The following is a 26,749-nucleotide window of genomic DNA, read 5'->3' on the forward strand; positions in this document are numbered from 1 at the left end:
TATAGAATTAATATATTTTTAGGAGTAGCGAACAAAGTCTTTATCGAGATCATCATCATTAATGATTTTTTTCTGCGGTTTATTACGCGAAGGAGTAGTTGCAGAGGGTGAAAAGTTTCCACTGCTTTTTTGTGAAGCGCGCGGCACTATCACTCTGGCATCCGATTTGGCCAACACAAAATAACTCACTGCATCTTGTAAGCGCATAGCCTGCGAACTAAGTTCTTCAGAGGTGGAGCTCAACTCTTCAGCTGCGGCAGCATTTTGTTGCATGGTTTGGCTCACCTGGCCGATGGCTGCATTAATTTGGTTAACGCCCGCGGTTTGTTCAGTAGATGCCGCCGAAATTTCTTGTACCAAATCGGCTGTTTTACGAATGGAGGGCACCATTTCCTGCAGCAATTTTCCTGCGTTATCCGCTTTGCTGACTGTTTCACCTGCGAGCGATCCAATTTCCTGTGCGGCAACCTGACTGCGCTCAGCCAGTTTGCGCACTTCCGAGGCCACCACCGCAAAGCCACGACCATGCTCACCGGCGCGCCCTGCTTCAATTGCGGCATTCAGTGCAAGTAAATTGGTTTGGTAAGCGATATCGTCAATCACACCAATACGGTCTGCAATTTTTTGCATCGCCTCTACAGTGCTGGCCACAGCATTCCCACCGGTCATGGCATCGGCAGCCGCTTTCTGGGCCATGCCATCAGTAATGCTGGCATTTTCATTATTTTGCATAATCGATGCAGACATCTCTTCCATTGATGCCGATGTTTCTTCCACGCTCGCTGCTTGTACTGAAGCACCTTTAGCCAGTGATTGCGCTGTTGCATTCACTTCTTCTGACGCTGATGCCAATGCATCTGCCGAGCTACGCACTTCGCCTAATACTTGCGACAGGGTATTCGACATTTCGCGAATGGCCGCCAACATACTCGTGGTATCACCCTGTTTAACAGCCACCTCCTGGGTTAAATCACCTGCGGCTATTTTGGCAACCACTGCTGCTGCATAATCCGGCTCGCCACCTAATTGACGTAACAGATTGCGCGTAATAAAAAAGCCGATAACTGCAATCGCGATCAGCGTAATGGCCGAGATAACAATAGAGTAAAGCGTTGCCTGGGCTTTACTCGCTAACGCGGTATTTTTTGCGCCTTCAGCGATATCCATGTTGTAAGCAGATTGATTATCTATAGCCGTAGATACCGCCATTGCATCGGGTGTTGCCTTCTCCAACAATTCCCGAGCCAAATCGAACTGATCATTCTCCGATGCAACAATAATGGCTGGGATATGGGTTAAATAACGATTAAAGGCATCAACACTTTCTTTAAGCAGCGCGCGGTCTTTATCATCGGCAATCATGGTTTCATATTCTTTGAGACCCGCTTTTACTTCAGTAATAGCCTCATTCATGCTTGCTTCAATTTTTTTTGATTGCGAATTATCGGTATTGAGAATGTGACGATTCAAACGAATACGAGTGCGGTATACGTTATTTTGCATCAGCCCCAGCAAATGCATACTGGGAACAACATTTTCATTCGTGTAATTTGTCTCTTCAAATACTTTGTTGATTTGAATCTGGGCAGCACCAGCCAACACAATAATTCCCAGCAACGCAGTTGCTACCAACAGCACCATTTTCTTGGCAACGGTCATTTTTTAACTCCATTAAACATCCATTAAACATCAATGCCTGATACTTCTATCAGGCGGTATTTATTAGCTGTAACGCACAAAATTTTTATCCAAATCATCATCACTGACATGGTGCTTTTTAACGGAGCCGGATTTAGGTGGCTTACTCTCAGTGGGTGGATTTTTTTTCACACTTGGTTTGCCTGGCTTGTTTGAGTTATTGGTACTTGCCAGCCCCAATTTGAAATAGGTCATTGATTCTTGCAGGCGAATTGCCTGTGTACTCATTTCTTCCGATGTGGAACTCAGCTCTTCTGATGCTGCTGCATTTTGTTGCAATGTTTGACTTACTTGACCAATTGCACTGTTGATTTGCGATACGCCTGCATTTTGCTCTGATGATGCTGCAGAAATTTCCTGCACCAAATCGGCCGTTTTGCGAATAGCTGGCACCATGTCTCTTAGCATGTTGCCTGCCTGTTCCGCACGCTTAACCGTGTCGCCAGCAAGCGTTCCAATTTCCTGTGCGGCAACCTGACTGCGCTCTGCTAACTTACGCACTTCTGATGCAACCACTGCAAAACCACGCCCGTGTTCACCGGCACGCCCCGCTTCGATTGCTGCATTCAGTGCTAGCAGATTGGTTTGGTAAGCAATGTCATCAATTACGCTGATGCGCTCGGCAATTTTTTGCATTGCCTCTACCGTGCCCATAACGGCTTCGCCACCGGTTGCAGCATCGCGTGCAGCTTGTTGCGCCATACCATCGGTGATTCTGGCATTTTCACTATTTTGGGAAATAGACGCTGACATTTGCTCCATAGAGGCAGAGGTTTCTTCCACGCTTGCTGCCTGGACAGATGCGCCTTTCGCGAGAGACTGTGCTGTTGCGTTGACCTCTTCTGATGCAGAGGAAAGCGCATCGGCAGAGCTGCGCACATCGCCAATAATATCTGCCAATTGCTTGCGCATATTTTCCACACTGGCAAGCAGGGAGTGTTGGTCACCAGGTTTTAATTGAATATCTACATTGAGATAGCCTTCAGCAACTTGCGATACAACATCCGCAGTGTAAGCAGGTTCTCCGCCCAGAGTTTTGAACATATCGCGGAAGATAAAAATCATAACGCCAATAATAATGGCCGATGCACTGATACAAATAATTAACAGCAAGCTCACAGTATCGCTGTAAATTTTCCCGGTTTTAATATCAGAATCAATCAGGAACTGATTAAACTCACTGGTTGTTTTATCTGCCAGCTCTTGCATCTGACGGCTAGCTTCGCGATCCATACCGCTCACTAACTTATCAACAACCTTTCCCGCTTCCGGATTTTCCTGATTAAAGCTGGCAAGTGCTTCGCGGTAATTTTTACCTAAGGAGGCATGCTCTTTTTGAAGCGAAGTTATCGCATCAGTTGCGATGCCTTCTTCTTTTTGCAACACCATCGCAGCAGCAAGATGTTGTTGCACCACTGTTTCAGACGCAATAAAACCGTCTACGTATTTGGTAAACTGATCCGCGTTATTGCCGCGGATCAGGATATTTTTCCATTCCTGCACCTGGGTTTTAAAATTAATCGCCGCCGATTGAATTTCCACCAAAATTTCAGAACGTCGTTTACTGTGGGTAGCAGTCTCATCTACCACGACATTAAATGAACGAATTTGCAAATAAGCAGTGAGTCCGAGCGTAGATAATCCCAGCACAATCAGACTGCTGAGTAATAAGATTTTGGCTTTTAAGGTGAGGCTGCTGAACATGTTTATTCCTTCATTTTTTTAGGAATTGTTTAAGAAATTATTGCAGCTGAGCCTCAACCAAATGCGCCAGCTCGCGGATAGAAAGTGCATTGTTTGCATCCAGCAATACCACAAACTCATCCTCACGCTTGGCAATACCCTGAATAAAATCAGCGCGGATATTCGCACCAAATGATGGCGCATCCTCGATATTCTCATCGTTCATTTCAATCACTTCACTGACTGAATCGGCCAACAAACCAAGCACATGGTTTTGCTCATTGTTTTGCAGCTCAACCACGATAATACAAGTGCGCTTTTGAACTTCGATGGGCTTGCGCCCAAGGCGCACAGCCAGATCAATTACCGGAACAACTTCACCCCGCAAATTAATCACACCACGCAAAAAATTGGGCATCAAAGGTACTTCGGTGATCCCGCTATACTCGATAATCTCTCTGGTTTGCGACAACTCAAGCCCATAGTTTTCATTGCCAATCCGGAAGGTGAGATACTGCTTTATCACTTCAACAACATGGCTCTTTTTTTGTTTGCTTAGCTGATTCATTACTCTTGCTCCTGCACATTTACTGCAAAGGCAGTGTTGCGTAAATGTTCGCGATTAATCGCAAACCCGATTAACTGTTGGATATCCAAAATCAACGCAACAGCACCTGTACCTAACAGACTTGACCCACCAATTCCTTTAAGCGCCTGAAAAATTGGCCCCATCGGTTTTACTACGGTTTGTATTTCACCGTGCAAATCATCCACAACAATGCCCGCACGCTTTTCACCAAACTGAACAACAACAATTTTTTCGCGAGAATGATCTTTCGGTTGTAGCGAAAAAATTTCACGCAAGCGGATATAAGGAACCTGTTCACCACGCAAATTGACGCAGTTTTGGCCTTTCACATGCATGAGCGAATCCAGATCAACGCACTCAAGGATAGTATTTTGCGGAACAATAAAATCGATGTGCCCTGCTGTTACATGGAAGCCATCAATAATCGCCAGTGTCAGCGGCAAGCGAATACTAAAACTGGTTCCCACCGTCAGCTCACTTTCAATTTCAATACCGCCTTGTAACTCCTCGATATTGCGCTTGACCACATCCATGCCCACGCCGCGCCCGGACAAATTTGTCACTTGCTCTGCGGTTGATAGCCCTGGATGGAAAATTAACTGAAATAATTCCTGACGGGATAAATGAACTCCTTCTTCCAGGATTCCATTGTTAATAGCTTTTTTGCGAATTTTCTCTACATCAAGCCCACCGCCATCATCGTGAATACCAATAACAATATTCCCGGCATCATGACGCGCTGTCAGTTTGATGGTGCCCGTGCCCGATTTGCCGCGCGATTCACGCACAGCAACAGATTCGATCCCGTGATCCATTGCATTGCGCACAATGTGCATCAAAGGATCATTGAGTTTCTCCACCATCGAACGATCCAACTCCGTTTCCGCTCCTTCAATTTCCAACTCAATTTCTTTCCCGATGGATTTGGCGGTATCACGCACAACGCGTTTGAATTTTTGGAAGGTATCGCCAATGGGCACCATGCGCAGGGTCAGAGCTGCATCGCGGATCGCTTCGGTAAAGTTCCCCATTGAGGTCACTGCCTCAATCAACGTGGCATTACCTAATTTTGATGCAAGTAAATCGACACGTTGGCGGTTGATAACCAACTCGCCGATGAGATTAATCAAGGTATCAAGACGCTCTGCATCAACACGGATAAAACGGTTTTCGGAGCTGGTTTTTTTCTCGGCAATTTTCTTTTGCTTATCGAGCGCAGCATGCACAATTTCTGGCGCGACTGACTGCTCTTCAATCAGGATGTCACCCAACATACCCACTGCACCGGTTGATTTGGCCTGCTGCTTTTGTGTAGCCAAGGCCGCTTCCAGTTCCGGATAAGTAATCGCATGGCTTTTTACTAAAATCTCACCGAGCCGCTGGGTATTTTCCGGCAGGGATTTGATCAAATTAACGTAGGCTTCGATATTGCTGCGCGGCGGAATGATATTGATCTGGGATTCATCGCGCACAAACATGAAGGCATCTTCAATTTGCTGCTGCGTAGCATCACTCACCAGAGTAATTTCAAAACCCAAATACAATTGCTCGGGATCAAACTCATTAAATGCGGGCAAATGATCCGTCAGGGTGGTGATGTGTGTAATCTCACCCAGCGAACCTAAAAAGCGCATGATCGACAAAGGGTCCATACCATTGCGCAATAAATCTGCACCCAAGCGCACAGAAATATGCCATGCATCATGATTATGGCTTCCACTTTGTACCGCCGTGCCACCGGTGGATGTCGCTGGCGTTTTTGCAGTTGGTATCGCAACAGGCTCGGTGCTTTCCGGGCGAGCCTCCAACCAAGGCGTTAATGAATCCAACAATGCTTTGCCATGAGCAAGGCACTCTTCATCATTTTCATTTTCATGCATTGCATGCTCGACGAGTGTGGCAATGTGATCACGGCACGGCAGTAAAATACTCAGCAGATCGCCACTGATAGTAATTTTTCCATCGCGCGCACGGTCCAACACGTTTTCCACGATGTGCGTAAAGCTCACAATATCATTCAGCCCAAACAACCCTGCAGAGCCTTTGATTGTGTGCGCAGCACGGAAAATTTCGTTGATGGTTTCCATGTCATGATCGCCATCATCCAGACGCAAAAGTGCCGCCTCCATGGAGTTGAGTAAATCCTCGGCTTCGGCAAAGAAAGTCTGTAATGCACCGTCGAGATTCATAGTGTGATTCCTTATGATTCCATGGCAAATTGGGATTGCACATCAAGCGCGGTCAGCACTGACTCCACTGACTCGTTGCTTTTGGCAATAAACACTGAGCGATGCACTGAATTGAAAAACTTCTTCATAAACAATAAAAGTTGGACACCGGCTGTATCCAACTCAGTTACGCCTTCCAGATTCAAGGCGATTTTATCGGCCAGTTTTTCGTAATCGGCAAAAATTTCATCCTTCACTTGGGCAACGTAGTAAATCGTAAAATCCCCTTCAAATATTAGGGTCGATGTGTCCTTGCTTTTTTTGCGCGAAATATTCATGGCTTTTTCCTGTAAAAAAATGTCCGGTTAGATCAGCATGGAAACTGCTTGCAGCATTTGCTCAGGGCGGAACGGTTTTACAATCCAGGCTTTAGCACCTGCAGCCTGGCCTTCGCGCTTTTTCTCTTCTGCACCTTCTGTGGTTAACATAATCACCGGCGTAAATTTGTAATTCGCTTTGGCTTTCATTTCTTTCAAAAAAGTAATCCCATCCATGTTGGGCATGTTCACATCAGAGATCACCAGATTAATTTTTTGGCCATCCAATTTGGTTAATGCATCCTTCCCATCGCAGGCCTCAACCACGGTATATCCGGCACCGCGCAAGGCGATACCTACCACTTGCCGAACACTGGCCGAGTCATCAACTACAAGAATTACTTTGGACATTCATTACTCCTAGAAGAACGTGATTTCTGAATTGTTTGAGCCCTGAACCTGCGTGCTGCTCCCGCGATGCACGTCAACTTGTTCGAGGGTGGTGTAGGTTTTTTGTAACGAGCGCAACCATTCGTTGATATCGATTTTGTTGACTTGCTCGCCGTGGCGTAGACGGGTTTCATGGTCGGCAACAGCACCTACCAGTTTTTCCATATCATCAATCACATGACCGAGAATTTGGCTAACACGATCCTGAAATTGCAAATTCACCAGCACTTCTTCAACGCTGTTCTGCACCGCAGCACTTTCCTGCTCAAGAATATGAGCCGATTGCAAAATACTTTCACTGGAGCTTTGAAATTGTTCCAACACTTGTGAGATAGACGTTTCTGATTTGGCAAGGCGGGTGTTGTCTTCTGCTGCATATTCTGCGGTTCTGTCCAGCGTGGTTTGCAACGCAGAATTAACCTGCTCAATGCGGCGACCAATTCGCGCACCGGTTTCACCGGAGCGGGTTGATAAGGTGCGCACCTCATCTGCAACCACGGCAAAGCCACGGCCATATTCACCTGCGCGCGCAGCTTCAATTGCGGCATTCAGCGCAAGCAAATTCGTTTGCGATGCAATGCCCGCTACTTCTGCGCTCATACCGCTGAGCTCAACCGTAATTTTGGATAAACCGGAAATTTCTTTTAGCAACTCATCGCGCTGATCAATTGCCTGGCGCAAGGTATGGGTAATCTGGCTGAGTTCACTGTTTGCAAAATGAATGACGCCACCCAACCCTGTATCGCCTTTCATGCTGCTAGCGGTGGAGGCAGAACTGGCTACCGCTGCCTGTAGTCGATGATGTATTTCGGAAAATCGTCCAACCAGTTCGGTGATGCTGGTTTCCAATTGGTTGCGCGCTAACTCAGTCTGGCGCTGCCATAAGGGCAGGATTTCTTTTAACAGTTTTTGGTAGTTCTCCACCAATGGCCGATACATTTGCACAATCTGCTGGTTTGCTTCTGCTTGCTGCAAAGCAAGCTGCGCATCCTGTGCACGTTTGGCTTCACTGGATATCTGCATAATCGCAAAACCCGCTGCCGCCAGCACTGCCAACAATAACAATCCTTTCCAAACGAAACCGAGTTGGACAAGTGCAAGTAACAGCAACCCAATCAATCCCAGAAGCGCAACAGCTCCCAGTACCATCGCCTGCGCAAAACCATTCTGGCGAGAAAGAGGTATAAACAGAAAAGGAGGCGTAGCGCGGGGAGCGCTCCCGCTCAGGTGGTTGCTATTCATGGGTCTCATCCGTCAAATTCGATAGCAAATCCGCAGGTCGCTTATGATAAAAATCCCTGCGCACTTTGCTCTTATAGTGGGTTAACTAGGTATAGACGGGGTTTATTAGGGTGTCAAAGCAGGCTGCCTGAGTGAATTTACTCAGGAGTAAATCGCTCTTAAAAGCGCCCAAAAAACAAAACCCCCGTTGGCATTCACCAACGGGGGTTATGGAGTACAGCAGCGACGGGAATCGAATCAACCCGTATTGCGCATACCTGCCGCAATACCTGCCATGGTCACTTTCAGTGCACGCTCCAGGTCGGGGCTAATAGTTTCACTGCTGCGGTAGCGCTTGAGCAGCTCTGCTTGTAAATAGTTGAGCGGATCGACGTAAGGCTTGCGCACTTCCAATGACTGACGCAGCATCGGGTCATCGGCCAGCAACGTGTCTTGCTTTTTCATTTTATTGATCAAACCTTCCAACGCTTTCAAATCGCCACGCAGCTCTTGCCCCAAACCGCGATACTCCACCGGCACCAATTGCTGCTCGTAGTAGGTGCAGATAGGGCCGTCAGCTTTACCAATCACCATTTCCAACAGATCGAGAAAGCTGGAGAAGAATGGCCAGTTGCTGACCATGTCATCCAACAATGCAGGCTCGTTTTGCAGTGCATATTCAAACGCCTGACGGGTACCTAACCATGCTGGCAGGTTCAAGCGGACTTGCGTCCAGGCGAATACCCACGGAATCGCGCGCAAGCTTTCGACACCACCGGTCGATTTACGCTTGGCAGGACGGCTCCCCAGCGCCAACAAACTCAATTCCTGCTCAGGCGTCAGGTTGCGGAAGTAAGGAACAAAATCTTTGTGGCCACGAACAACACTGCGATACGCCTCAAGACTTGCCTTACCCATGCGCTCAATCAGATCACGCCACTCTTGCTTGGGCGACGCGTTAGGTGCCATGGTCGCACGCAGGGTCGCCACTACATAAGATGACAAACTGCTGAAAGCAACGCGCGGCAAGCCAAACTTGTAACGGATCATCTCGCCTTGTTCAGTCACGCGGATACGGCCTTTAACAGAGCCCGGTGGCTGCGATGCCATCGCCTTCTCTACGGGGCCACCACCGCGGCCAACGGTGCCGCCACGGCCATGGAACAGCACCAACGACACACCGTATTTATCGGCCAGCGCTACCAGTTTTTCTTGCGCCTTATATTGCGCCCAAGTCGCTGCGATCTTGCCGGCATCTTTGGCGGAGTCGGAGTAACCAATCATGACTGTCTGCTGATGTGCAGAATACTGCTGATACCACTCCAGATCCCACAAACGCTCCATCACGATGGGCGCACGATCCAGATCATCAAGGGTTTCAAATAGAGGAACAATCGGCATATTCCAGGTCATGCCGCACTCTTTTAACAAGAGCGCAACGGCCAACACATCTGACGGTTGCTGCGCCATGGAAATAATGTAGTGAGAGAGAATTTCACGTGGTTCTTGCGCGACGATACGGCAAGTTGCCAGCACCTCAGCGGTTTCATCGCTCATTGGCCATACGGCTGGCAATAACGGGCGCTTGCTGTTCAGCGACTCCAACAGGAAGGCTTGACGCTCTTCTTCCGACCAGGCGCGGTAATCACCCAAGCCGAGGTATTGCACCAGCTCATCAATTGCTTGTACGTGGCGATCGCCATCCTGACGGATATCCAACGGCACCAGATTGATGCCGAAGCAGTGAATACGGCGAATAGTATCAACCAGCGGGCCGTTGGCGATGTGTGGCAAACCGACATCATGCAGTGAGCGGAAGCACAGCATCAGCGGGGACAACAGGTCTTCGCGGCTGGTGATCAGGTCGGTCGGCACTTCCACCGCACGGCCTTGCAAGCGCGCTTCAGCCCACTCAAGAGTGGATTGAATACGGCGGCGCAGGTCAAACATGACATCGCGGTACGGCGTTGCGCTGTCAGGATACAGCGCGCGCAGCTCGTCGCTCGCCTCGCTCATACTCAAATCGCCACCCAGGCTATAGATGTCGCGCGAGTAAAGCTCAGCCGCCATCCAGCGACCAAGCAACAATACTTCACGGGTAATTTTGTGCGTTACATTCGGGTTGCCGTCGCGGTCGCCGCCCATCCAGGAATAAAACTTGATGGGGCGGATATCCACTGGCAGCGAGCCGCCCAGATGGCGTGAGCACATGCGATCCAGATGGCGAATGAAATCCGGCACGGCTTGCCACAGGCTGTTTTCGATAACCGCAAAGCCCCATTTGGCTTCATCGACTGCAGTTGGGCGTGTCGTACGGATTTCATCCGTCGCCCAGATTTCCTCTACCAAGCGATGCAAACGTCCACGCAGCTTGTCTTGTTCAAAGGCCAGCAGGCTTCCGTTCTGGCGGTCGGCGAGAGTGTCTACAATCTGGTCGTATTTGCGAATAAGGGTACGGCGGGTAACTTCAGTGGGGTGCGCAGTGAGCACCAATTCAATACGCAACTTGTTGATGACTTCGTTCAGTGCATCTTTCCCATGCTCTTTGGCAAATTCCAGAATCATGGTTTGCAAGCTGTCTTCGCGCTCGGCTTCGGCGCTGGAAAAGTATTCCTGATCGGCGATATTCGCCAGGTTCAGGAATTGGTTGAATGCACGCACGATGGGCAGAATATCTCGGTCGTCCAGGCTGCTCAGCATGGCAACCAGCGGGGCTGAATCACCGTTTTCCGCTTTGGTGATGGCCTTTCCCAGTTTGCGAATACCTTCTACCTTGGCAAACAGCTCTTCACCCTCGTGGGCATGGATGGTTTCACCTAGGAGCTCCCCCAGCAGGCGGACGTTTTCGCGCAGGGTTTCAGGCAGCTTTAACATTGGGTATCTCCAACAAATCGAGGGATTAAAAAACGTACAAGCGAATCACCAAAAGAGGGCGGCATTCTACGCCATCGGCCAAAGTAAGGGTAGAAACTGGCACGTTGATCCGTGTCTAACCGTTGCTTTGTCCGCGAAATTCACTGTATTAGGATTATTCAGGCTTTTTAGCGGCCGCGCAGATTACAAAGGTGCACGCACCTATGCAAGTGCACCAAGGCAATGCAGCTGCTCAGGGTTGATAAAAAACGTAAATTTAACGCCATTTATCCAAGAACTCGCACAAACCATGCAACCAAGCCAGATTTCTGGCGCTGCGCCTAAAACCACCTTGCGGTGATCTCTCCAGCGATACGCACCAACTACAGGTCGAGCAAATACTGTGCCTGCCCCAGACTCTTTGAAAATATCCACAGAAGCTGTGAATAACTCTGTGGATGCCACTGTAGTAACCCATCCCGTCCCAGAAGCGGCCTGCCCTATCCGCCACTGTTCATTTCATGGACGCACGACTCACCAGATACCAATCACATCCGAATCCAACTCAAACAGGCGCAGTGTGAATTCAATCACCTGATGTGGCACTTAAATTTTCATCAGGACAGATTTGATATTTCCCTACCTAAAGTCGAACGCAAAAACACCAGATTGGCGAAAAGTCAGACTAGCGTTTTAAATCCAGCATCATAGACTCGCTTTTGGATAAAAATTTCACTCACAGAGTGTTCCCGATTTTTATTTTGGGAAATTTTTATCTACGCAACTATTTCATGCTTTGTTCATGCTTCAAGCAGTTCTAGTTCATGCGTTTTTAATCAACACATCCAGTATCAACCTTGATATTTAATGGAGACCAAAAGTGAAAAAGAAAATAATGAACAATCGACCTGTAGTATCACGACTCAAATCACTTAATGCATTGGGTTTTTCTGCAATTGTCAGCGTAGCAACACTGCTGAGTGCAGTTGATGTTAGCGCACACGGTTATGTGTCTAGCCCAAAAAGCCGCGCATTTCTGTGTACATCAGCGCAAGGGGGCGGAAGCTCACCTGCGTGTGTTGCAGCCGCTGCAGCAGGAAACTCCAGCCAGTATGAACCGCAATCTATTGGTATCGGCGGTGCCAACGACAATCACCAAAGCCTGATTCCCGATGGAAAATTGTGTAGCGCAAATATTGGCAGCATGAACGGTTTAAACCTCGCCCGTGGCGATTGGGGTGCAACAACCGTTAGTGCAGGTACACGTGCATTTGTGTGGACCAATACCGCACAACACAAAACCAAATATTTCCGCTATTACATTACCAAGCAAGGCTTTAACCCGGCGACAACCGCATTGAAGTGGTCGGATTTGGAGCAGATATATCAATCAGGCCCTGCTGATCGCGAAGCGACATCTACCCACATGGTCAATCTGCCAGCACGTACTGGCCGTCACATTGTGTACAGCATTTGGCAGCGCGATCCTGTGACCGATGCGCCGGAAGCTTTCTATCAATGTATCGATGTTGTTTACGGCACCTCGAATAGCTCAGTGCCACCGGCATCATCGTCTGCACCATCTTCTGTTGCGGTAACCAGCTCATCAACTGGAACCACTTCCAGTATTTCCAGCAACACTTGCGCAGGTTTGCCAGCGTGGAATGCCACCACGGTGTACAACAAACCACAACAAGTGCAACGTAACAACAAGCGTTACCAAGCCAACTATTGGACACAAGGCAACGACCCAGCACTCACCTCTGGCCAATACAACTACTGGCTGGATCTGGGCGCGTGTAACGAAGGTGCCAGCTCTTCTGTTGCATCATCGGTTGTTGTGGCAAGCAGCTCACGCTCGTCAGTGGCTTCATCAGTTTCAACTGGTAGCTGCACATCACCGGCTTATGTGAACGGCGCAACCTATGCAACCGGCGCTAAAGTAGTTAACGGTGGCAGTGAGTATCAATGCACCGTTGGTGGCTGGTGCTCACAAGGCGGCGCATATGCACCGGGAACTGGCTGGGCATGGACTAATGCGTGGTCATTAGTGCGTAGCTGTCAATAAACCGCTTGACGATCAAGCGAGTTAACGAGAAACGGCAACTTCGGTTGCCGTTTTTTTGAAGCGATTTATTTCACCGCCATCGACATCACCACACTCGGGTAATTGGTAAACGGCCGCCAATCGCAATTACCAACCTTTTCATAACCCCAAGATTTATACATTTGTATCAGCTGCATTGCAGACTCAGCAGTATCCAGCGCGACTGTTGCAACACCCATTTCCTTTAACAAAGCCAAACCGCGCGCATGAATCGCCTTGCCAATACCCTTGCCCTTGTAGTGCGGCGACACACCAAATTGCGCCACTGTCCATACCGAAGGACTGCGATACAACTCAACTGGTGACTCTGGCTGCGGACGACGAAATAAACAGGTTCCGACATATTCATCTTGATGTAATGCAACCAGGCAAATACCCATCGCGATCCGCCTTTTAGTGTCGTCAACCGTTTGGTGAGTTGCCCAATATTTCAACCCCGATGCCGCATGGGATGAATATGCAGAACGAATCAACTCCGTTAGTTTTTCTATATCGTCTGAATCTTGAATTTCGCGAATCATTAATTCCATTTATAACTCCTGCTACCTCTTAATCGATACAACACCTTTAATTCATATTAATGAGCTCTACATTACCCTGTGTACAAAAACTTGCCTAGCCTTGGGACGACGCCTACCATGGTTCAAAAAGCCGGAAGATAGGTATATGCCTCATATTGTAATTTTGGAAGATGAACCTTCAATTGCGGAAAGCCTTGTCTTTGTCTTGCAAGCGGAGAGTTTTACAACACATTGGGAAACGCTGGCCGGTAAGGCAATTGATTATCTAAAAAATACACCTGTCGATTTGGTGATAATGGATGTCGGCCTTCCGGATATGACCGGCTTTGAAGCGTGTAAGCAGTTGCGCAAATTTTCAGAAGTGCCGGTGATTTTTTTAACCGCGCGCGGCGCGGAACTTGACCGGGTAGTCGGGCTGGAAATTGGCGCAGATGATTATGTGGTTAAACCCTTTAGCCCGCGCGAATTAGCCGCGCGAGTCAAAGCCATTCTCAAACGCACGCGCGCTACTGCAATATCTGAAACTGTCATTCGTACTTCTGACCCTCGTACTCTTGACCCTCATACAAAGAAAGACCTCGTTAATACGGCGATCACCACATCAACGCAGGCCGATGAATTTTTGATTGATGATGTGCGTAAACAAATTTTCTATCACCAGCAGCCATTAACACTGACACGACTGGAATTTTCGCTACTGCAAACATTGGTCAGCCAACCAGGACGCGTGTTTAGCCGCGAGCAATTATTGGATGCTGTCGGCGTAAGTGCCGATGCCGGTTATGACCGTACCATCGATGGCCATATAAAAACCTTGCGCACCAAGTTACGTGCTATTGCACCCGATGCTGAACCGATTAAAACCCAGCGCGGTTTTGGTTACGCCTACCAGCCGCTTTCACATTAACTTGAGTAATAAACTCCGGTGCGATTTTAAAAAGGAAATCCGATGAGCCTGAGCTTGCGAATATTTATTGTGTATCTGCTGTTTGTCGCACTGTGCAGTTATTTTGTGTTGCGCACGGTGATGGATGAAATACGCCCCGGCGTTCGCCAAACAACAGAAGAAACCTTAGTGGATACCGCGAATTTACTCGCCGAATTTTTACGCGAACCGCTGCTCAATCACCAACTGCAATCGCCTTCAATTCGCGCCATATTGCTCGCCTACGGCCAGCGCCAACCTAACGCCAGTATTTGGGGCGTTAATAAATCACAAGTGAATCACCGCATTTATGTGACCGACAATAAAGGGATTGTATTGCTTGACTCCAGCGGGATAGCCGAAGGGCAAGATTATTCACGCTGGAATGATGTATATCTTACGCTGCAAGGAAAATACGGCGCGCGTTCATCGCTGGAAATACAAGGCGATGAAAGCTCCAGCATTATGTATGTGGCAGCTCCCATCGTTCATGAAAAAAAGATTATTGGTGTTGTCTCAGTCGCAAAACCCAACCGCACCGTACAACCGTTTATTGACCGCACCCAACAGCGGCTGGGTTTACTGGGTGCAGGTTTGATTTTGCTCGGGTTGATTTCCGGTGCGCTATTTTCGTGGTGGTTTAGCCGCGAGCTGCGCCGCTTGCGCGAATATGCGTTGAAAGTCAGCCAAGGGCAGCGCGCGGTGTTGGCTCCGGGGTTAATCAATAGTGGCGAGCTGGGGCAATTAGCGCAAGCGCTGGAATCCATGCGCAAGCAGCTGGATGGCAAAGCCTATATCGAACACTACATCCAAACTTTAACGCATGAATTAAAAAGCCCACTCGCGGGGATTCGCGCAGCGAGTGAATTATTACAATCACCGATGAGCGAAGAACAGCGGAAAAAATTTATCGGCAATATCGATACCGAAAGCCTGCGTTTACAACAACTCATTGAACGCTTACTCAATCTAGCGATGGTTGAGCAACAGCAAAAGTTGCACGACCCGCAAACGCTATTATTGAAACCACTGGTTGCATCACTGGTGAATGCGCACGCCGCACGCATTGCACAACAGGCGATCCAACTTCACATCAACATCGATGAAAATGCCAGCGTACATGGCGAGAAATTTTTACTTGAGCAAGCACTGTCAAACTTGCTGGACAATGCACTGGACTTTACCCCGCAAGGCGGTGAAATTACTATTCAACACGCGCAGGAAGGCACGCATAATGTAATTCAAGTTATCAACCAAGGGGAGCCGATTCCTGACTTCGCGATGACGCGGCTGACTGAAAAATTTTTCTCCCTGCCCCGCCCTGCCACCGGCCGCAAAAGTACTGGTTTAGGATTAAGTTTTGTTCAAGAGGTGATGAGCCTTCACAACGGCGAATTGCGCTTGGAAAACACACCTCAAGGCGTGAGCGCCCAATTACGATTTTCGTAAACGTTTATCTTAAAACGCATCGTCCACCCTAAACTCCACACAAACTCCATATTCACTCCATCAATACTCCACATTCGCAGGCGACTATAGGTTCATCCCATCCACAAGGAGAACCTTATGAAAAAGCCTTTATTGTTTAAATTACTCACCATCGGCCTGTTAATGCTGTTATTGCTGATTCCATTGGCGATGATTGGCAACTCCATCGATGAACGCAAAGCCTATAGCGAACAAGTGGTGCAAGACATTGCCAAAAGCTCCAGCTACAGCCAGACCATCACCGGCCCTGTATTGGTTGTTCCCTATATTAAAACCGAGCGCATCGCCTATCTGAACGACAAAAAAGAGCGTGTATTTGAAGAAAAAGAAATCAAGGGAAATTTGTATTTCTTACCTGAGTTGTTACGTGTAGATACCGACATGAACACCGAACTGCGCAAACGCGGCATTTATCGCGCGCATTTGTATCACACTCACAATCTATTGGACGGCCACTTTTCGGTGCCCGAGCAATTTGGTTTGGGCGATGCGTTAGCACATTACCAATTGCAACCTGCGTATATTGCAGTGGGCATTAGCGATATACGCGGCATCGAAAACGCACTTGATCTGCAATGGAACCAAAAGACATTGACGGCTGAACCGGGGAGCCACGTCAGTGCTTTGGGCAACGGCGTGCATATCAATGTAGGCAATATTGAAGCCGCCAAAAAATACAGCTTCTCACTGCCACTGCAATTACAAGGCACAGGGCATTTCAATGTGATTCCGGTAGGTAAAGAAACGCACCTTGAGCTTAACTCCGATTGGCCTCACCCGAGTTTTATTGGCGATTACCTGCCGGTAGAGCGCAGCATTTCCAGTAGCGGATTCTCCGCCCGTTGGCAGACCAGTTTTTTCTCTACCAATATGTCTGAAGTATTCGCGCGCTGCGTTAACAACCGTGAATGCGATAGTTTTAACCAAATCCAAATGGGCGTAAATTTAATTGACCCGATAAACCAATATGTAAAAAGTGATCGCGCAATTAAATACGCGTTGCTCTTTATCGCGCTCACCTTTGCCGGATTTTTCTTGTTTGAAATATTAAAACGTCTGCAGGTGCACCCTATTCAATACGCACTCGTCGGTTTATCGCTAGCCTTTTTTTATCTGCTGTTAATTTCACTATCCGAACATATTGGTTTTGCAATGGCGTATGGCGCTTCTGCAGCCGCGTGTGTAAGTTTGATTGGGTTTTATGTGAGTTACGTATTGCACAGTATTGCACGCGCATTCGGTTTTACCCTTGGGCTCGTGCTGTTATATGCATTGTTATACGGTTTGCTCAGTGCGGAAGATTACGCATTAATGATGGGATCGGTACTGCTCTTTACCATGCTCGGCGCATTTATGGCACTCACACGAAATGTAGATTGGTACAACCTGAGCAGCGCGAGTAAAACAGCAGGTGATGCACCATGATTATCATCGGCTCATTGCTCTTATTAATTGTTCCACTGATCATGGCTTTTTTCGTTGCCCGTTATTGCTGGCGACAAGGATGGTGCGCCCGGCTCGCGCTTGTGGCAGCAGCGGCGCTGATCAGTTTGCATACACATGCCTATTATTTTCCTGACCAACCGCTGAAAGATCGCTATGCAGCCACATTGTTGAAAACATCGGCATATCGCTAGCGCATCTATCCACAGAAACTGTGGATAAGTTTGTGGATGTACTTTTGGTAAGCCTCACAACCCCCGAAATACGGGGGCTTGGTGAGGCTGGTTACTATATCAACACCGGTTTCACACAAAAAATATTTAAAAAATAGCTATCGATTATTTTGCAAACAAAACAGCCGGATCAAGTATTTGCCCGCGATGAGTTAATTCAAAATGAAGATGATTGGTTTGCGGTTTTGCGCCCATGCTGGCAAATACCTGCCCGACCTTCAGGTGCGTACCGACAGGTACAGTTACCTGATCCAAACGCACATAGGTGGATTGCAAGCCTTGCGGGTGGGATATGCGCACCATAAAACCAATATCGTGCGGTGGTTTGGTAATACTTTCAATGACACCCGCAGCAAATGACCGCACCGGTGTAGCGGTCGCGCTTGCAGCAGCAGGTGCAAAATCAATCCCTGCATGAAATGCATCACGTGTTGGTAAATAGCAACCTAATGGCTCATGAAAATGCACGCCGCCGGTAATACGCCCGTTTTCTAATGGCATTGCATAGGGGATGTTAACCAGCGCTTTTACCGCATCGCCCTGGATAACAGGCGATACCGGTTTACCCGTACCGCCCAGAAAAAAACTCACACACAATAAACAGACAAGCAACGTCAGTGGCGGCCACCAGCGATAGGTGTCGGCATTGGGGCTCACCAACGCTTGCAAACGCAATTGCACATCTTGTGCGAGTAATGCGGGTACAGGAATTCCCCTCTGTTCTTTTATGCCTCCACCGAGTTGTTCAATCACACGCAATAACGCGCGCGCGTAAACACGTGGATCAAAACCACAGCGGCGGATCGCCAAATGGTCACAACAAATTTCACGCATCTGCGCCAACTGACGATTGGCGTAGCCCAATAACGGATTGAAAAAAAACACCACACTGACCAGTTGCTGCCAGCAAACTGCAATATCATCGCGCCGTGCAATGTGCGCACACTCGTGAGCCAACACTGCTTTTAACTCGGGGGTAGTTAATTGTTGCAATAAGGTTTGCGGAACAAAAATAACCGGGCGAAATACACCCATAGTAAAGGGTGCGGAATAATCATCGGAGGTGCACAGCCGAACCGGACGCGAGATTGAAAAATCCTCACGCAGCTTCATTAGTATCATCAGAATATTGTCATCTGTGATCACCGCAGCGCGGCGGACGCGAGTATAAAATTGCGCGCGCCTTACACACACCCGCAGCAGCAATAGGATGCTGACGCAACACCACAACAGCAGCAGTAGGTGGCTATCAGTAAACAGACTTGATGAGGCAAGCAGCGAACTTCCCAAACGTTCTACCGGTGAAATCGCGCAGGGGTTTTCCAACATGGCATGGGATAAAAACCCGGACAACATGCCAGTATTTTCCAACCAAGCTTGCGGCATAGCAGGAAAAAACGGCGAGGCCGCAGGCACCAACCAAAGCAAATACACCATCCACAGTGGTGCCATAGCAACACGCTTGCCTTTTTTAACAGCATTGCCATTGCGATGAAACGTGCGCGCAACCAACCACAGCAACAGCCAGCCTGCAAAGGATAAAAATAACAAACGCTCGCCAATTGAAAGCGCAAGAAACGAATAATCCGTTAGCGAATAAGCAAATTTTTCCACTGCAGTCTCCGCATGCGCAATACATTGGGTGGTAAAAAATTATTTGTCTCTGGTGGATGCAGGGCGATAATCCGGTGCATCGCTGTCAAGGGTTTTATCTTCAGCAGTGGCATCGCCGTCTTGTAACAACTGGCGCAGTTCTGCGATTTCTTCTTCGCTGTAGGTTTTGCGTTTGGCAAATAAATTCACCACTTCCAAGGGCTCCAGCTCAAACACTTTATCGGCAATAAAGCGCACCCAGTGCACCATACCCGCCGCGCGCCCAATCGCGGGGCGATAAATATTCACGCCATGCGCACTCTCGCGGATCAACATTTGTTTGGTAACCAAACGATCCAACACCGTTTTGGTGGTGGTGTATGCCCAATCATTATCCAACCGATCATGAATTTCCCGCACTGATAGCGGCTGCTTTTTCCACAATACATGCAGCAACGAAAATTCGGCTTTGGACAATTCTGGCAATTTGGTTTTTATCACACGACCTCCACTGGCTGCGACCTTGCAGCACATAAAAAAGCCGCAAGCATAAGCGCAGAATATGACAGCAATGTAACAACTGTGTGACAAAATCCATTTGACTCGACAAAAACACATCGCGCAGATTCCGTAATAAAACTACTACAAAATAGTAATGCGATTGTCATCTTCAGCCTCTAGCGTGGCGACACGTTAAATTGACTGAGGATTTTTTAATGCACCGCCTGCCTTCGCATCTGCCACATTTCACCCGCAATTTACTCAGCATCTGCTGCGCTGCTGTCATGGCCAATGCCGTTCATGCGCAAATTGATAATGATCAACAAATAGAGACATCACCGGTCATTGAAGAATTATTGGTGACTGCAACGCCTATTAAAGACAGTCAGGCAGAATCGATTTTGCGCCAACGCGAAGCGACTAATGTGGTGAATATTATTGCCGCCGATGATATCGGCCGCTTCCCTGATAACACCGCCGCTGCTGCACTCGTGCGGTTACCGGCAGTTGCTGTGCAGCGCGACCAAGGGCAAGAGCGTTACATTCAAGTTCGCGGAGCACCGGCACGCTGGACCAGCGTTGCATTCGATGGAATTAATGTGTTGGGCGCAGAAGAGCGTATTTTCCGTTTTGATTCTGTGCCCGCCGCGATTATGGATTCAGTCGAAATTAGCAAAACACTCACTGCAGATATGTCAGCCGATGCGCAGTTATTTACAAGACGGCAATTACAAAACCTCCACATTCACTAACACCTTGGGCGGTGATCACCAACTCACTGAGTGGAAACTCAACTGGCGTTTGAATTACACCGAAACTGAATCGGATGTGAGTTTACCCATTGTGCTGCAAGACCAAACCAATCCGTTGCAAATGCATTCTCTCAGTTACGACCGCAGCAACCCGAATATGCCACGCGTGCAGCTATACACCACTGTCAGCAATGGCGCGGGCGGTTATATGCGCGGCGAAGCCGTTTCGCGCATGAACCAAACCGGTTTTGGTGCAAACAATTTACTGAATTATTTAATCAATTTGACAACCGAATCGGTAACGGCAAAAACCGATGCCGAACACGAATGGCAAATGGGCAATGCCGATGCAAAACTATCACTCGGTGTACAACTCGACCAACGCGATGCAGGATCACCCGGCAGCAGCTCCGCGCTGGTGCCTGTTGGGCAATTGGCACAAGCCAATGGTTTAACACTTTCACCCAATGATTTTGTGAGCGATAACATATGGAAAACCGATTTTGACCGCGGCTTTAACGCGACCTATGTGGACAACATTGGCTTTCGTCGTCAGTTAGATAGCGTGATGGATTCACTGATCAGCGCTGGCAAAGTAGATCCCAAGAGTTTTTATCCGGCCGAAACCCGCTACGACATCAACGAAGATGTTCTCAGTGCATACGCTATGAACCGTTGGCAATGGAATGAACAAGAAATTGTGGTGGGCCTGCGTGTAGAAAAAACGGAATTGGATAGCCAAGGATTTTTTAAAGATAATAACAGCACCACCAATATTGAATTAAGCAATAGTGATACGCAGGTTTTCCCCAGCATCCATTGGAATATGGATTTAACTGAGGCAATGAAAATCCGCTTCGCCGCCGTCACCGGCACCAGCCGCCCCAACTTTACCGATTTACGCGCAGGCGCTGTGGCTAACGACACCGCACAAACTGTCGGCGGCGGTAACCCCTATTTAAATCCGGAAATGGCGAAGGGTATTGATGGTTCATGGGAGTGGTACTTCACCGATGCTGCGCTTGCATCCATCGGTGTTTTTTATCGTCAAGTGGATGATGTTCTTTATGACGCAACCACCAAAGTGGGCGATGACCGCTTCAACAGTGCCGGAATAGATCGCAGCAATTACGATTACGCCACTGTGTTGAATGGCGATGAAGGTGAAATTTCCGGCGTTGAATTTGCGTACATGCACCAGTGGGAATTTTTACCAGAGCCATTACAAGGTTTTGGAATGCAAGCCAACCTCGCGTTACTGGACAGTGAGTTCACTACACCGGACGGGCGCAAATCCGCTTTCACCGGCACCTCCGATAAAGTCATCAATGCCTCGGTGTTTTATGAAAATTATGGTTGGTCGGTGCAATTAAATTGGCAGTGGCGCGATGCCTGGCTGGATGACATTTCTGCCGATGCCACCAGTGACTACTACTGGAAAGATACCGAGCGATTGGACTTGTCGGTGCGCTACCAACTTAACGACACCATCGGTTTTTATCTGGATGCCAATAACCTGAGTGACGAAATTGGTGTGCGCTATCAAGGTACAGAGGCATTACCAGTTGAAGTAGAAGGTTTTGGCCGCCGCTATTTGCTTGGTGTGCGCGCGAGCTTCTAAAGCGCGAACGCGGGTATCCATAAAACTAATTTTAACTATGAGGTAATTATCATGAACCTGTTTGCAAAAAAAACGCTCGGTATTAGTGCTCTCGCCGCAGCATTGTTAATCGGCGGTTGCCAAAACACGACGCACGAAACTGCTGTAACCAAGTCACCCGTCGTTATTCAACATGTACAATTGCTCACTCAAGAGCAGCCATTGCTAGCATCGTCACTGTTAGTAACCTGGACATTGAGCGATGCAAAAACACCGGTGGATATTTATGTCGCCAATCATCCCAACGATGAAAAAACACTGGTTGCGCGCAACGTTACCGGAAATAGTTATTTACTGCAGCGCACACCAAACACACGTCAATATATTTTTGTACAACCGAATAAAGGCGCAGGCCAGTGGGTAGCTGAACGCGTATTACCACTGGAGGGTGGATTTAATTTCCGTGACCTGGGCGGCTACAGAACCAACGATGGCCGCATGGTGCAATGGGGGAAAATTTACCGCAGCGGCACCATGGTGGATTTAACCCCGCATGATTTTGATTATCTCGGCAAATTGAATATCAGCGTAATGTGCGACTTCCGCTCGCGCGAAGAATTGCAACACGAACCCACTGCATGGAAATCTTTTGCTCCCAATGCCGATTTTCAAACTGAAGACTACTCAATGCGTGAATTAATATCTGCAGAAGGCGCACTGCGTTTTGATCAGGTAAAAACTGCAGAGCAAGCACAGGAAATGTTCAAAGGCTTTTATCGCACCGCCCCCTACCGCTTCAAACAAAGCCTGAGCAATATGTTCAACGCTCTGGCAGAAAACAAAGCGCCGCTGGCCTTCAATTGCTCAGCAGGCAAAGACCGCACCGGCATGGCCGCCGCGCTCGTACTCACTGCGTTGGATGTACCGCGCAATGTAATTGAACAAGATTATGCATTAACTGAAAGAGTCGCCAATTTTGGCCAACGTGAAATGCTGCGCCGCATGCGCGCCGAGGCGCAAGGCAAAACCGCCGAAGCGCCTCACTCAGGTATAGCGGCCATGCCTGCAGAAGCACGCAATGTCTTTATGGGTTCAGACCCGGTGTTTATTCAAGCGATGTTTGCAGAACTGGAAAAAAACCACGGCAGCGCGCGTAATTTTATCCGCGATGAATTGAAAATCGACGACCAAAAAATTGCGCAGATCCAGAAGTTATACTTAACCGATATGCGATAAGGCTTATTTAAAAACAGGCAACCCGTTTCCCTTCACCGGAGCTGCCGGTAGTGATGGTCAGCATGCTGACCATCACGAGAGATTCAATTGCCATAGCGAATAGTTGAGCGCAGCGGCAAAACTCACCCACAGTAAATAAGGAACTAACAACACACCGGCAGCGGGTGTAATTCGCCAAAACATCACCAGAGTAGCTGCAATCAGCAACCACAACAGCACTATATCGACAAACGCCAGTGCACTATCGCGCCAGTAAAAAAATAGCCAGCTCCAGAGTGCATTGGCGATCAGCTGAGCAATAAACAACAGCAGCGCCATGCGCGCCCTACTGCCACTATTTGCACCAAATCCATCAATACGCCATACCAGCCATGCCGCAATCGCCATAAGCGCATAAAGCACCGTCCACACAGGCCCAAACAGCCAGGCTGGTGGTGCCCAATCAGGGCGTATTAATTCAGCATAGAAAGGTGCTGCCTGAATAGATGCTGCGCTGCCAATCGCTGCAGTTACAACACTTAACAAAAGCCAGGCGAAAAGGCCGATGATTTGTTGATTTCTTGAAAGGCCTGCCGATAAAACACTCATAAATAAACTCATGAATAATAAATAGATCCGTTAGTGTGAATAAAAAACTGCAGAGTATTAACTCATCCACACTAATACGTTCGGCAAGCCATGACAGATTACATCAGCACTAACGGCGATCATCATTTTTTAGCGTTAATCATGTTCAATTCATCTGCCGCCAAGGCAATTCCCTCTTGTGCGGCTTCTTGCAGCAGTTTTAATCCTTTGGTTTTATCCTGTTGCACATCGCCCACGCCGTAATACAAATTAAAGCCGTAGGTGAATTTTGAATGGGAATGCCCTTGGGCGATAGCGCGCTCAAAATAATCGCTGGAGCGAGTGGAGTTGTTCTCGACAAAGTCACCATATAAATAAATAACGCCCAAACGATACGATGCTTCTGCCACGCCTGCTTCTGATGCGCTGTTTAACAATTGCATGCTGCGCGCTTCAAATTCATCTTCTGTTTCATTCAAGCTTTCCAGACTAAAACTGGAATATAAAAATTGTGCGTAGCCATCTCCTTGTTCTAGATAAGGCGCAAGCAATGCGTAAAGCTCAACTAACTCACCCTCTTCCAACAAGGCTTCTGCTTTTTCTCTAATACTATTTTCCACTGTTAACTCCCATAAAATTTTTCTGCCAGTATTACTGGCGAATAGATAAGCCATCGCTCAAGCTGCGCTTATACGCAACAGCAGCAGGAACAAATGCCATCGTAAGTGCCACCACAAGAAATACGCCGACATATTCCCATTGCTGCGGGCCGAATACATCGGCTGAAATCGTTAAGCCCCACACAGTCAACAGCCAGGATTGAAGCCCGCCAATTAACAAAACCAATAACAACGTTGCCAACACAATGGCCGATAACGCCAATAAAAATACTTCGCCCACAATCAAGCTAACAATATAAGCGGGGCTCGCGCCGAACGAGCGAAGAATGGCAAATTCGCGCTGCCGTTCGTGGAGCGCAGTCAGCACACTTGCAACCATTCCAAGCAAACTGGCCACCACTACCAGCCACGCGATTACATTGAATGCGACTTCTACCGAACCCACGACTTGCCACAATTCTGCCAATGCAAGACCGGGCACTATGGCTTGCAGTGGTTCACCAGTGTATTGATTGATTTGCCGCTGCACCGTAAATGTTGCAGCGCGACTTTGTAAACCGACAAAGATTGCACTTAAAGATTGGTCATGTGCCTGATGATCATGTGCTTCATGTTCATGCTCGCTCTCATGTTCATGTTCGGACTCTTGTTCATGCCCGTGATTGTGTCCGCGATGTTTTTCGCCATCCGCATAAGAGTGTTCGTGTTCATGATCATCGTGCGCGTGCTGTGTAATCTGTGGCTGTTTTTTTGCAGCGGGAATCTGCACGCCAGATTGCCAATCCTCATGAATCGCGGCCATGCCTGCCAGTGAAATGTACAAACTTTTATCGACGGAAGTACCTGTGGCCGCAAGGATACCGCTAATAACAAATGGAGAATCATCGTGTTTGGCAAGCGACACCTCGGCAATGCCGTGCGCTAATACAATGTTATCGCCCAGCTGATACTGTAATTTACGCGCAACCGCTGCGCCTATCACCACATCGTATTTTCCGGCAAAGGCTTTTCCATGCGCAAACTGTAACGGTTGTTTTTTACCGTAAGCATAGCGCGCAAAAAAATCCGGTGTAGTGGCGACAACACGGTGCCCCTTGTGTGAATCGCCCATCGCAAGTGGCACTGCCCATTTGACTTGACTGTGTTTTGCCAACTCTTCATAGGTGTGCCAGCGAACCGTGTGGGTGCTGCTGCCCATATGAAATACGGAGTACAACAATAAATTTAATGTACCGCCGCGCGCGCCCACAATTAAATCGGTTCCGGAAAGCGTATTGTTAAAACTTTCTTTTACTTGCGTGCGCAAATGGGTAATGCCAAGCACCAACATAATGCCAATGGTTAACGACAACACGGTCAGCAGTACCGTTGCGCGGCGATTCAATAAACTTTTACCGGCAAGACGAAGGCGAATCATGACTGCATCTCCGGTTGTGACTGCGCATCTGGTGCTGTTGCACGAAAATCCTGCATATTGAGCACGCGGTCAAAACGCGGCAACAGTTGCTGGTCGTGACTGACAAACAGCAGCGCAGTTTTTTCATCCAACAATTCAAACAAGAGCTGCATAAAGGTTTCGCGCAGGTCTGCATCAAGTGCAGACGTAGGTTCATCCGCAATAATAATGCGCGGGCTGCCCAAGAGGGCACGCGCAAGCGCCACACGCTGTTGTTGCCCTACACTGAGTTGGTTCGCTTGCTGCTGCGCCACATTGGCAATTCCCAACCGTTCCAACAAAACCGGAATCTGCGCAACGGCACTCTGTTTTTGATCGCGCGGCAGAAACTCTACGCGCATCTGTAAATTTTCCACGCAATTCAAATAGGGAATTAAATTAAATTGCTGAAAAATAATGCCCATATATTGCGCGCGAAATTGGTCGCGCTGGCGATTGCTCATACGGGCTATATCTTGACCCAATACATGAATGCTGCCTGCGCGTGGCGATACCACACCAGCAATCAAATTCAGCAGCGTACTTTTGCCAGACCCGGAGGCACCGTACAGAAATATTTTTTCACCTGACGCGATACACAGATCATCTATCGCCAAAAAAGGGGAATCCTGTTTAGCCCATGCATACTGGACGGATTGCAGTGAAATTGCGCTGTTGTTGATGCTGTCATTCATAAGAAAGGCTTGTATGATTGCGTGATTAATCCTGCTGGTGCAGGTGTGATGGTA

Annotated in this window: 23 protein-coding genes; 8 read left to right on the top strand and 15 right to left on the bottom strand. The window is 48.2% G+C overall.

Annotation, left to right across the window (positions count from 1 at the left end):
• Positions 1 to 18: 18 nt before the first annotated feature.
• The 8 genes from VC28_RS10770 to ppc form a co-directional block, all read right to left on the bottom strand.
• Positions 19 to 1,659 carry a methyl-accepting chemotaxis protein gene (locus VC28_RS10770; RefSeq protein WP_082191503.1) on the bottom strand — a complete coding sequence of 547 codons (1,641 nt, stop codon included), beginning with the start codon at positions 1,657 to 1,659 and terminating at the stop codon, positions 19 to 21.
• A gap of 63 nt (positions 1,660 to 1,722) precedes the next feature.
• On the bottom strand, positions 1,723 to 3,402 hold the full coding sequence (locus tag VC28_RS10775; protein WP_049630639.1) for a methyl-accepting chemotaxis protein: 1,680 nt from the start codon (positions 3,400 to 3,402) through the stop codon (positions 1,723 to 1,725).
• Between the two features lie 37 nt (positions 3,403 to 3,439).
• A complete protein-coding gene (locus VC28_RS10780) occupies positions 3,440 to 3,949 on the bottom strand; it encodes a chemotaxis protein CheW (RefSeq protein ID WP_049630640.1) in 510 nt (169 codons plus the stop codon).
• Positions 3,949 to 6,159, bottom strand: a complete 2,211-nt coding sequence (locus VC28_RS10785; RefSeq protein ID WP_049630641.1) for a chemotaxis protein CheA — start codon at positions 6,157 to 6,159, stop codon at positions 3,949 to 3,951. Before VC28_RS10785 ends, VC28_RS10780 begins: the two co-directional genes overlap by 1 nt.
• Before the next feature lie 11 nt (positions 6,160 to 6,170).
• Positions 6,171 to 6,476: an STAS domain-containing protein gene (locus VC28_RS10790; protein WP_049630642.1), complete on the bottom strand. Its 306-nt coding sequence runs from the start codon at positions 6,474 to 6,476 to the stop codon at positions 6,171 to 6,173.
• Positions 6,477 to 6,503: 27 nt separating this feature from the next.
• A complete protein-coding gene (locus tag VC28_RS10795) occupies positions 6,504 to 6,866 on the bottom strand; it encodes a response regulator (RefSeq protein ID WP_049630643.1) in 363 nt (120 codons plus the stop codon).
• A gap of 9 nt (positions 6,867 to 6,875) precedes the next feature.
• Complete coding sequence (locus tag VC28_RS10800; RefSeq protein ID WP_231591728.1) at positions 6,876 to 8,147, bottom strand: methyl-accepting chemotaxis protein; 1,272 nt, start codon at positions 8,145 to 8,147, stop codon at positions 6,876 to 6,878.
• Positions 8,148 to 8,384: 237 nt separating this feature from the next.
• Complete coding sequence (gene ppc / locus VC28_RS10805; RefSeq protein WP_049630644.1) at positions 8,385 to 11,000, bottom strand: phosphoenolpyruvate carboxylase; 2,616 nt, start codon at positions 10,998 to 11,000, stop codon at positions 8,385 to 8,387.
• Between the two features lie 859 nt (positions 11,001 to 11,859).
• On the opposite strand from ppc, the gene VC28_RS10815 reads away from it, so the two are divergent.
• Positions 11,860 to 13,047, top strand: coding sequence for a lytic polysaccharide monooxygenase (locus VC28_RS10815; RefSeq protein ID WP_231591730.1), 1,188 nt, complete (start codon positions 11,860 to 11,862; stop codon positions 13,045 to 13,047).
• Between the two features lie 65 nt (positions 13,048 to 13,112).
• Here VC28_RS10815 and VC28_RS10820 read toward each other — a convergent pair whose 3' ends face one another.
• Positions 13,113 to 13,616, bottom strand: coding sequence for a GNAT family N-acetyltransferase (locus VC28_RS10820; RefSeq protein WP_049630647.1), 504 nt, complete (start codon positions 13,614 to 13,616; stop codon positions 13,113 to 13,115).
• Positions 13,617 to 13,752: 136 nt separating this feature from the next.
• On the opposite strand from VC28_RS10820, the gene creB reads away from it, so the two are divergent.
• From creB to VC28_RS10840, 4 genes are all read left to right on the top strand, one after another.
• Positions 13,753 to 14,514: a two-component system response regulator CreB gene (creB, locus tag VC28_RS10825; protein ID WP_049630648.1), complete on the top strand. Its 762-nt coding sequence runs from the start codon at positions 13,753 to 13,755 to the stop codon at positions 14,512 to 14,514.
• A 42-nt stretch (positions 14,515 to 14,556) separates the two neighbouring features.
• On the top strand, positions 14,557 to 15,981 hold the full coding sequence (creC, locus tag VC28_RS10830) for a two-component system sensor histidine kinase CreC (protein ID WP_049630649.1): 1,425 nt from the start codon (positions 14,557 to 14,559) through the stop codon (positions 15,979 to 15,981).
• A 117-nt stretch (positions 15,982 to 16,098) separates the two neighbouring features.
• Positions 16,099 to 17,445, top strand: coding sequence for a cell envelope integrity protein CreD (creD, locus tag VC28_RS10835; protein WP_049630650.1), 1,347 nt, complete (start codon positions 16,099 to 16,101; stop codon positions 17,443 to 17,445).
• Entirely contained in the window at positions 17,442 to 17,657 is a 216-nt protein-coding gene (locus tag VC28_RS10840; RefSeq protein ID WP_049630651.1) for a hypothetical protein, read from the top strand. Before creD ends, VC28_RS10840 begins: the two co-directional genes overlap by 4 nt.
• A 144-nt stretch (positions 17,658 to 17,801) precedes the next feature.
• Here the strand turns inward: VC28_RS10840 and VC28_RS10845 are convergent, their stop codons facing one another.
• A complete protein-coding gene (locus VC28_RS10845; RefSeq protein ID WP_049630652.1) occupies positions 17,802 to 19,310 on the bottom strand; it encodes a M23/M56 family metallopeptidase in 1,509 nt (502 codons plus the stop codon).
• Between the two features lie 39 nt (positions 19,311 to 19,349).
• Positions 19,350 to 19,790, bottom strand: coding sequence for a BlaI/MecI/CopY family transcriptional regulator (locus VC28_RS10850; protein ID WP_049630653.1), 441 nt, complete (start codon positions 19,788 to 19,790; stop codon positions 19,350 to 19,352).
• A gap of 215 nt (positions 19,791 to 20,005) precedes the next feature.
• Between VC28_RS10850 and VC28_RS10855 the strand changes: the two genes are divergently transcribed.
• The 3 genes from VC28_RS10855 to VC28_RS10865 are packed head-to-tail and all read left to right on the top strand — an operon-like array spanning position 20,006 to position 23,378.
• Positions 20,006 to 20,542, top strand: a complete 537-nt coding sequence (locus VC28_RS10855) for a TonB-dependent receptor plug domain-containing protein (RefSeq protein ID WP_049630654.1) — start codon at positions 20,006 to 20,008, stop codon at positions 20,540 to 20,542.
• The gene (locus VC28_RS10860; RefSeq protein WP_049630655.1) at positions 20,493 to 22,163 is read left to right on the top strand and encodes a TonB-dependent receptor; all 1,671 of its coding nucleotides are present in this window, start codon (positions 20,493 to 20,495) and stop codon (positions 22,161 to 22,163) included. Before VC28_RS10855 ends, VC28_RS10860 begins: the two co-directional genes overlap by 50 nt.
• A 51-nt stretch (positions 22,164 to 22,214) precedes the next feature.
• Positions 22,215 to 23,378, top strand: coding sequence for a tyrosine-protein phosphatase (locus tag VC28_RS10865; RefSeq protein ID WP_049630656.1), 1,164 nt, complete (start codon positions 22,215 to 22,217; stop codon positions 23,376 to 23,378).
• A 72-nt stretch (positions 23,379 to 23,450) separates the two neighbouring features.
• On the opposite strand, the gene VC28_RS10870 is transcribed toward VC28_RS10865, so the two are convergent.
• From VC28_RS10870 to VC28_RS10885, 4 genes are all read right to left on the bottom strand, one after another.
• Entirely contained in the window at positions 23,451 to 23,966 is a 516-nt protein-coding gene (locus VC28_RS10870; protein WP_049630657.1) for a TspO/MBR family protein, read from the bottom strand.
• Positions 23,967 to 24,088: 122 nt separating this feature from the next.
• A complete protein-coding gene (locus VC28_RS10875; protein ID WP_197085512.1) occupies positions 24,089 to 24,565 on the bottom strand; it encodes a tetratricopeptide repeat protein in 477 nt (158 codons plus the stop codon).
• 31 nt (positions 24,566 to 24,596) lie between these two features.
• Positions 24,597 to 25,982 carry an ABC transporter permease gene (locus VC28_RS10880; RefSeq protein WP_049630659.1) on the bottom strand — a complete coding sequence of 462 codons (1,386 nt, stop codon included), beginning with the start codon at positions 25,980 to 25,982 and terminating at the stop codon, positions 24,597 to 24,599.
• Positions 25,979 to 26,695, bottom strand: a complete 717-nt coding sequence (locus VC28_RS10885; RefSeq protein WP_049630660.1) for an ABC transporter ATP-binding protein — start codon at positions 26,693 to 26,695, stop codon at positions 25,979 to 25,981. Before VC28_RS10885 ends, VC28_RS10880 begins: the two co-directional genes overlap by 4 nt.
• Between the last annotated feature and the right edge of the window lie 54 nt (positions 26,696 to 26,749).

It is taken from the genome of Cellvibrio sp. pealriver (genome assembly GCF_001183545.1).
Taxonomy (GTDB): Bacteria; Pseudomonadota; Gammaproteobacteria; order Pseudomonadales; family Cellvibrionaceae; genus Cellvibrio.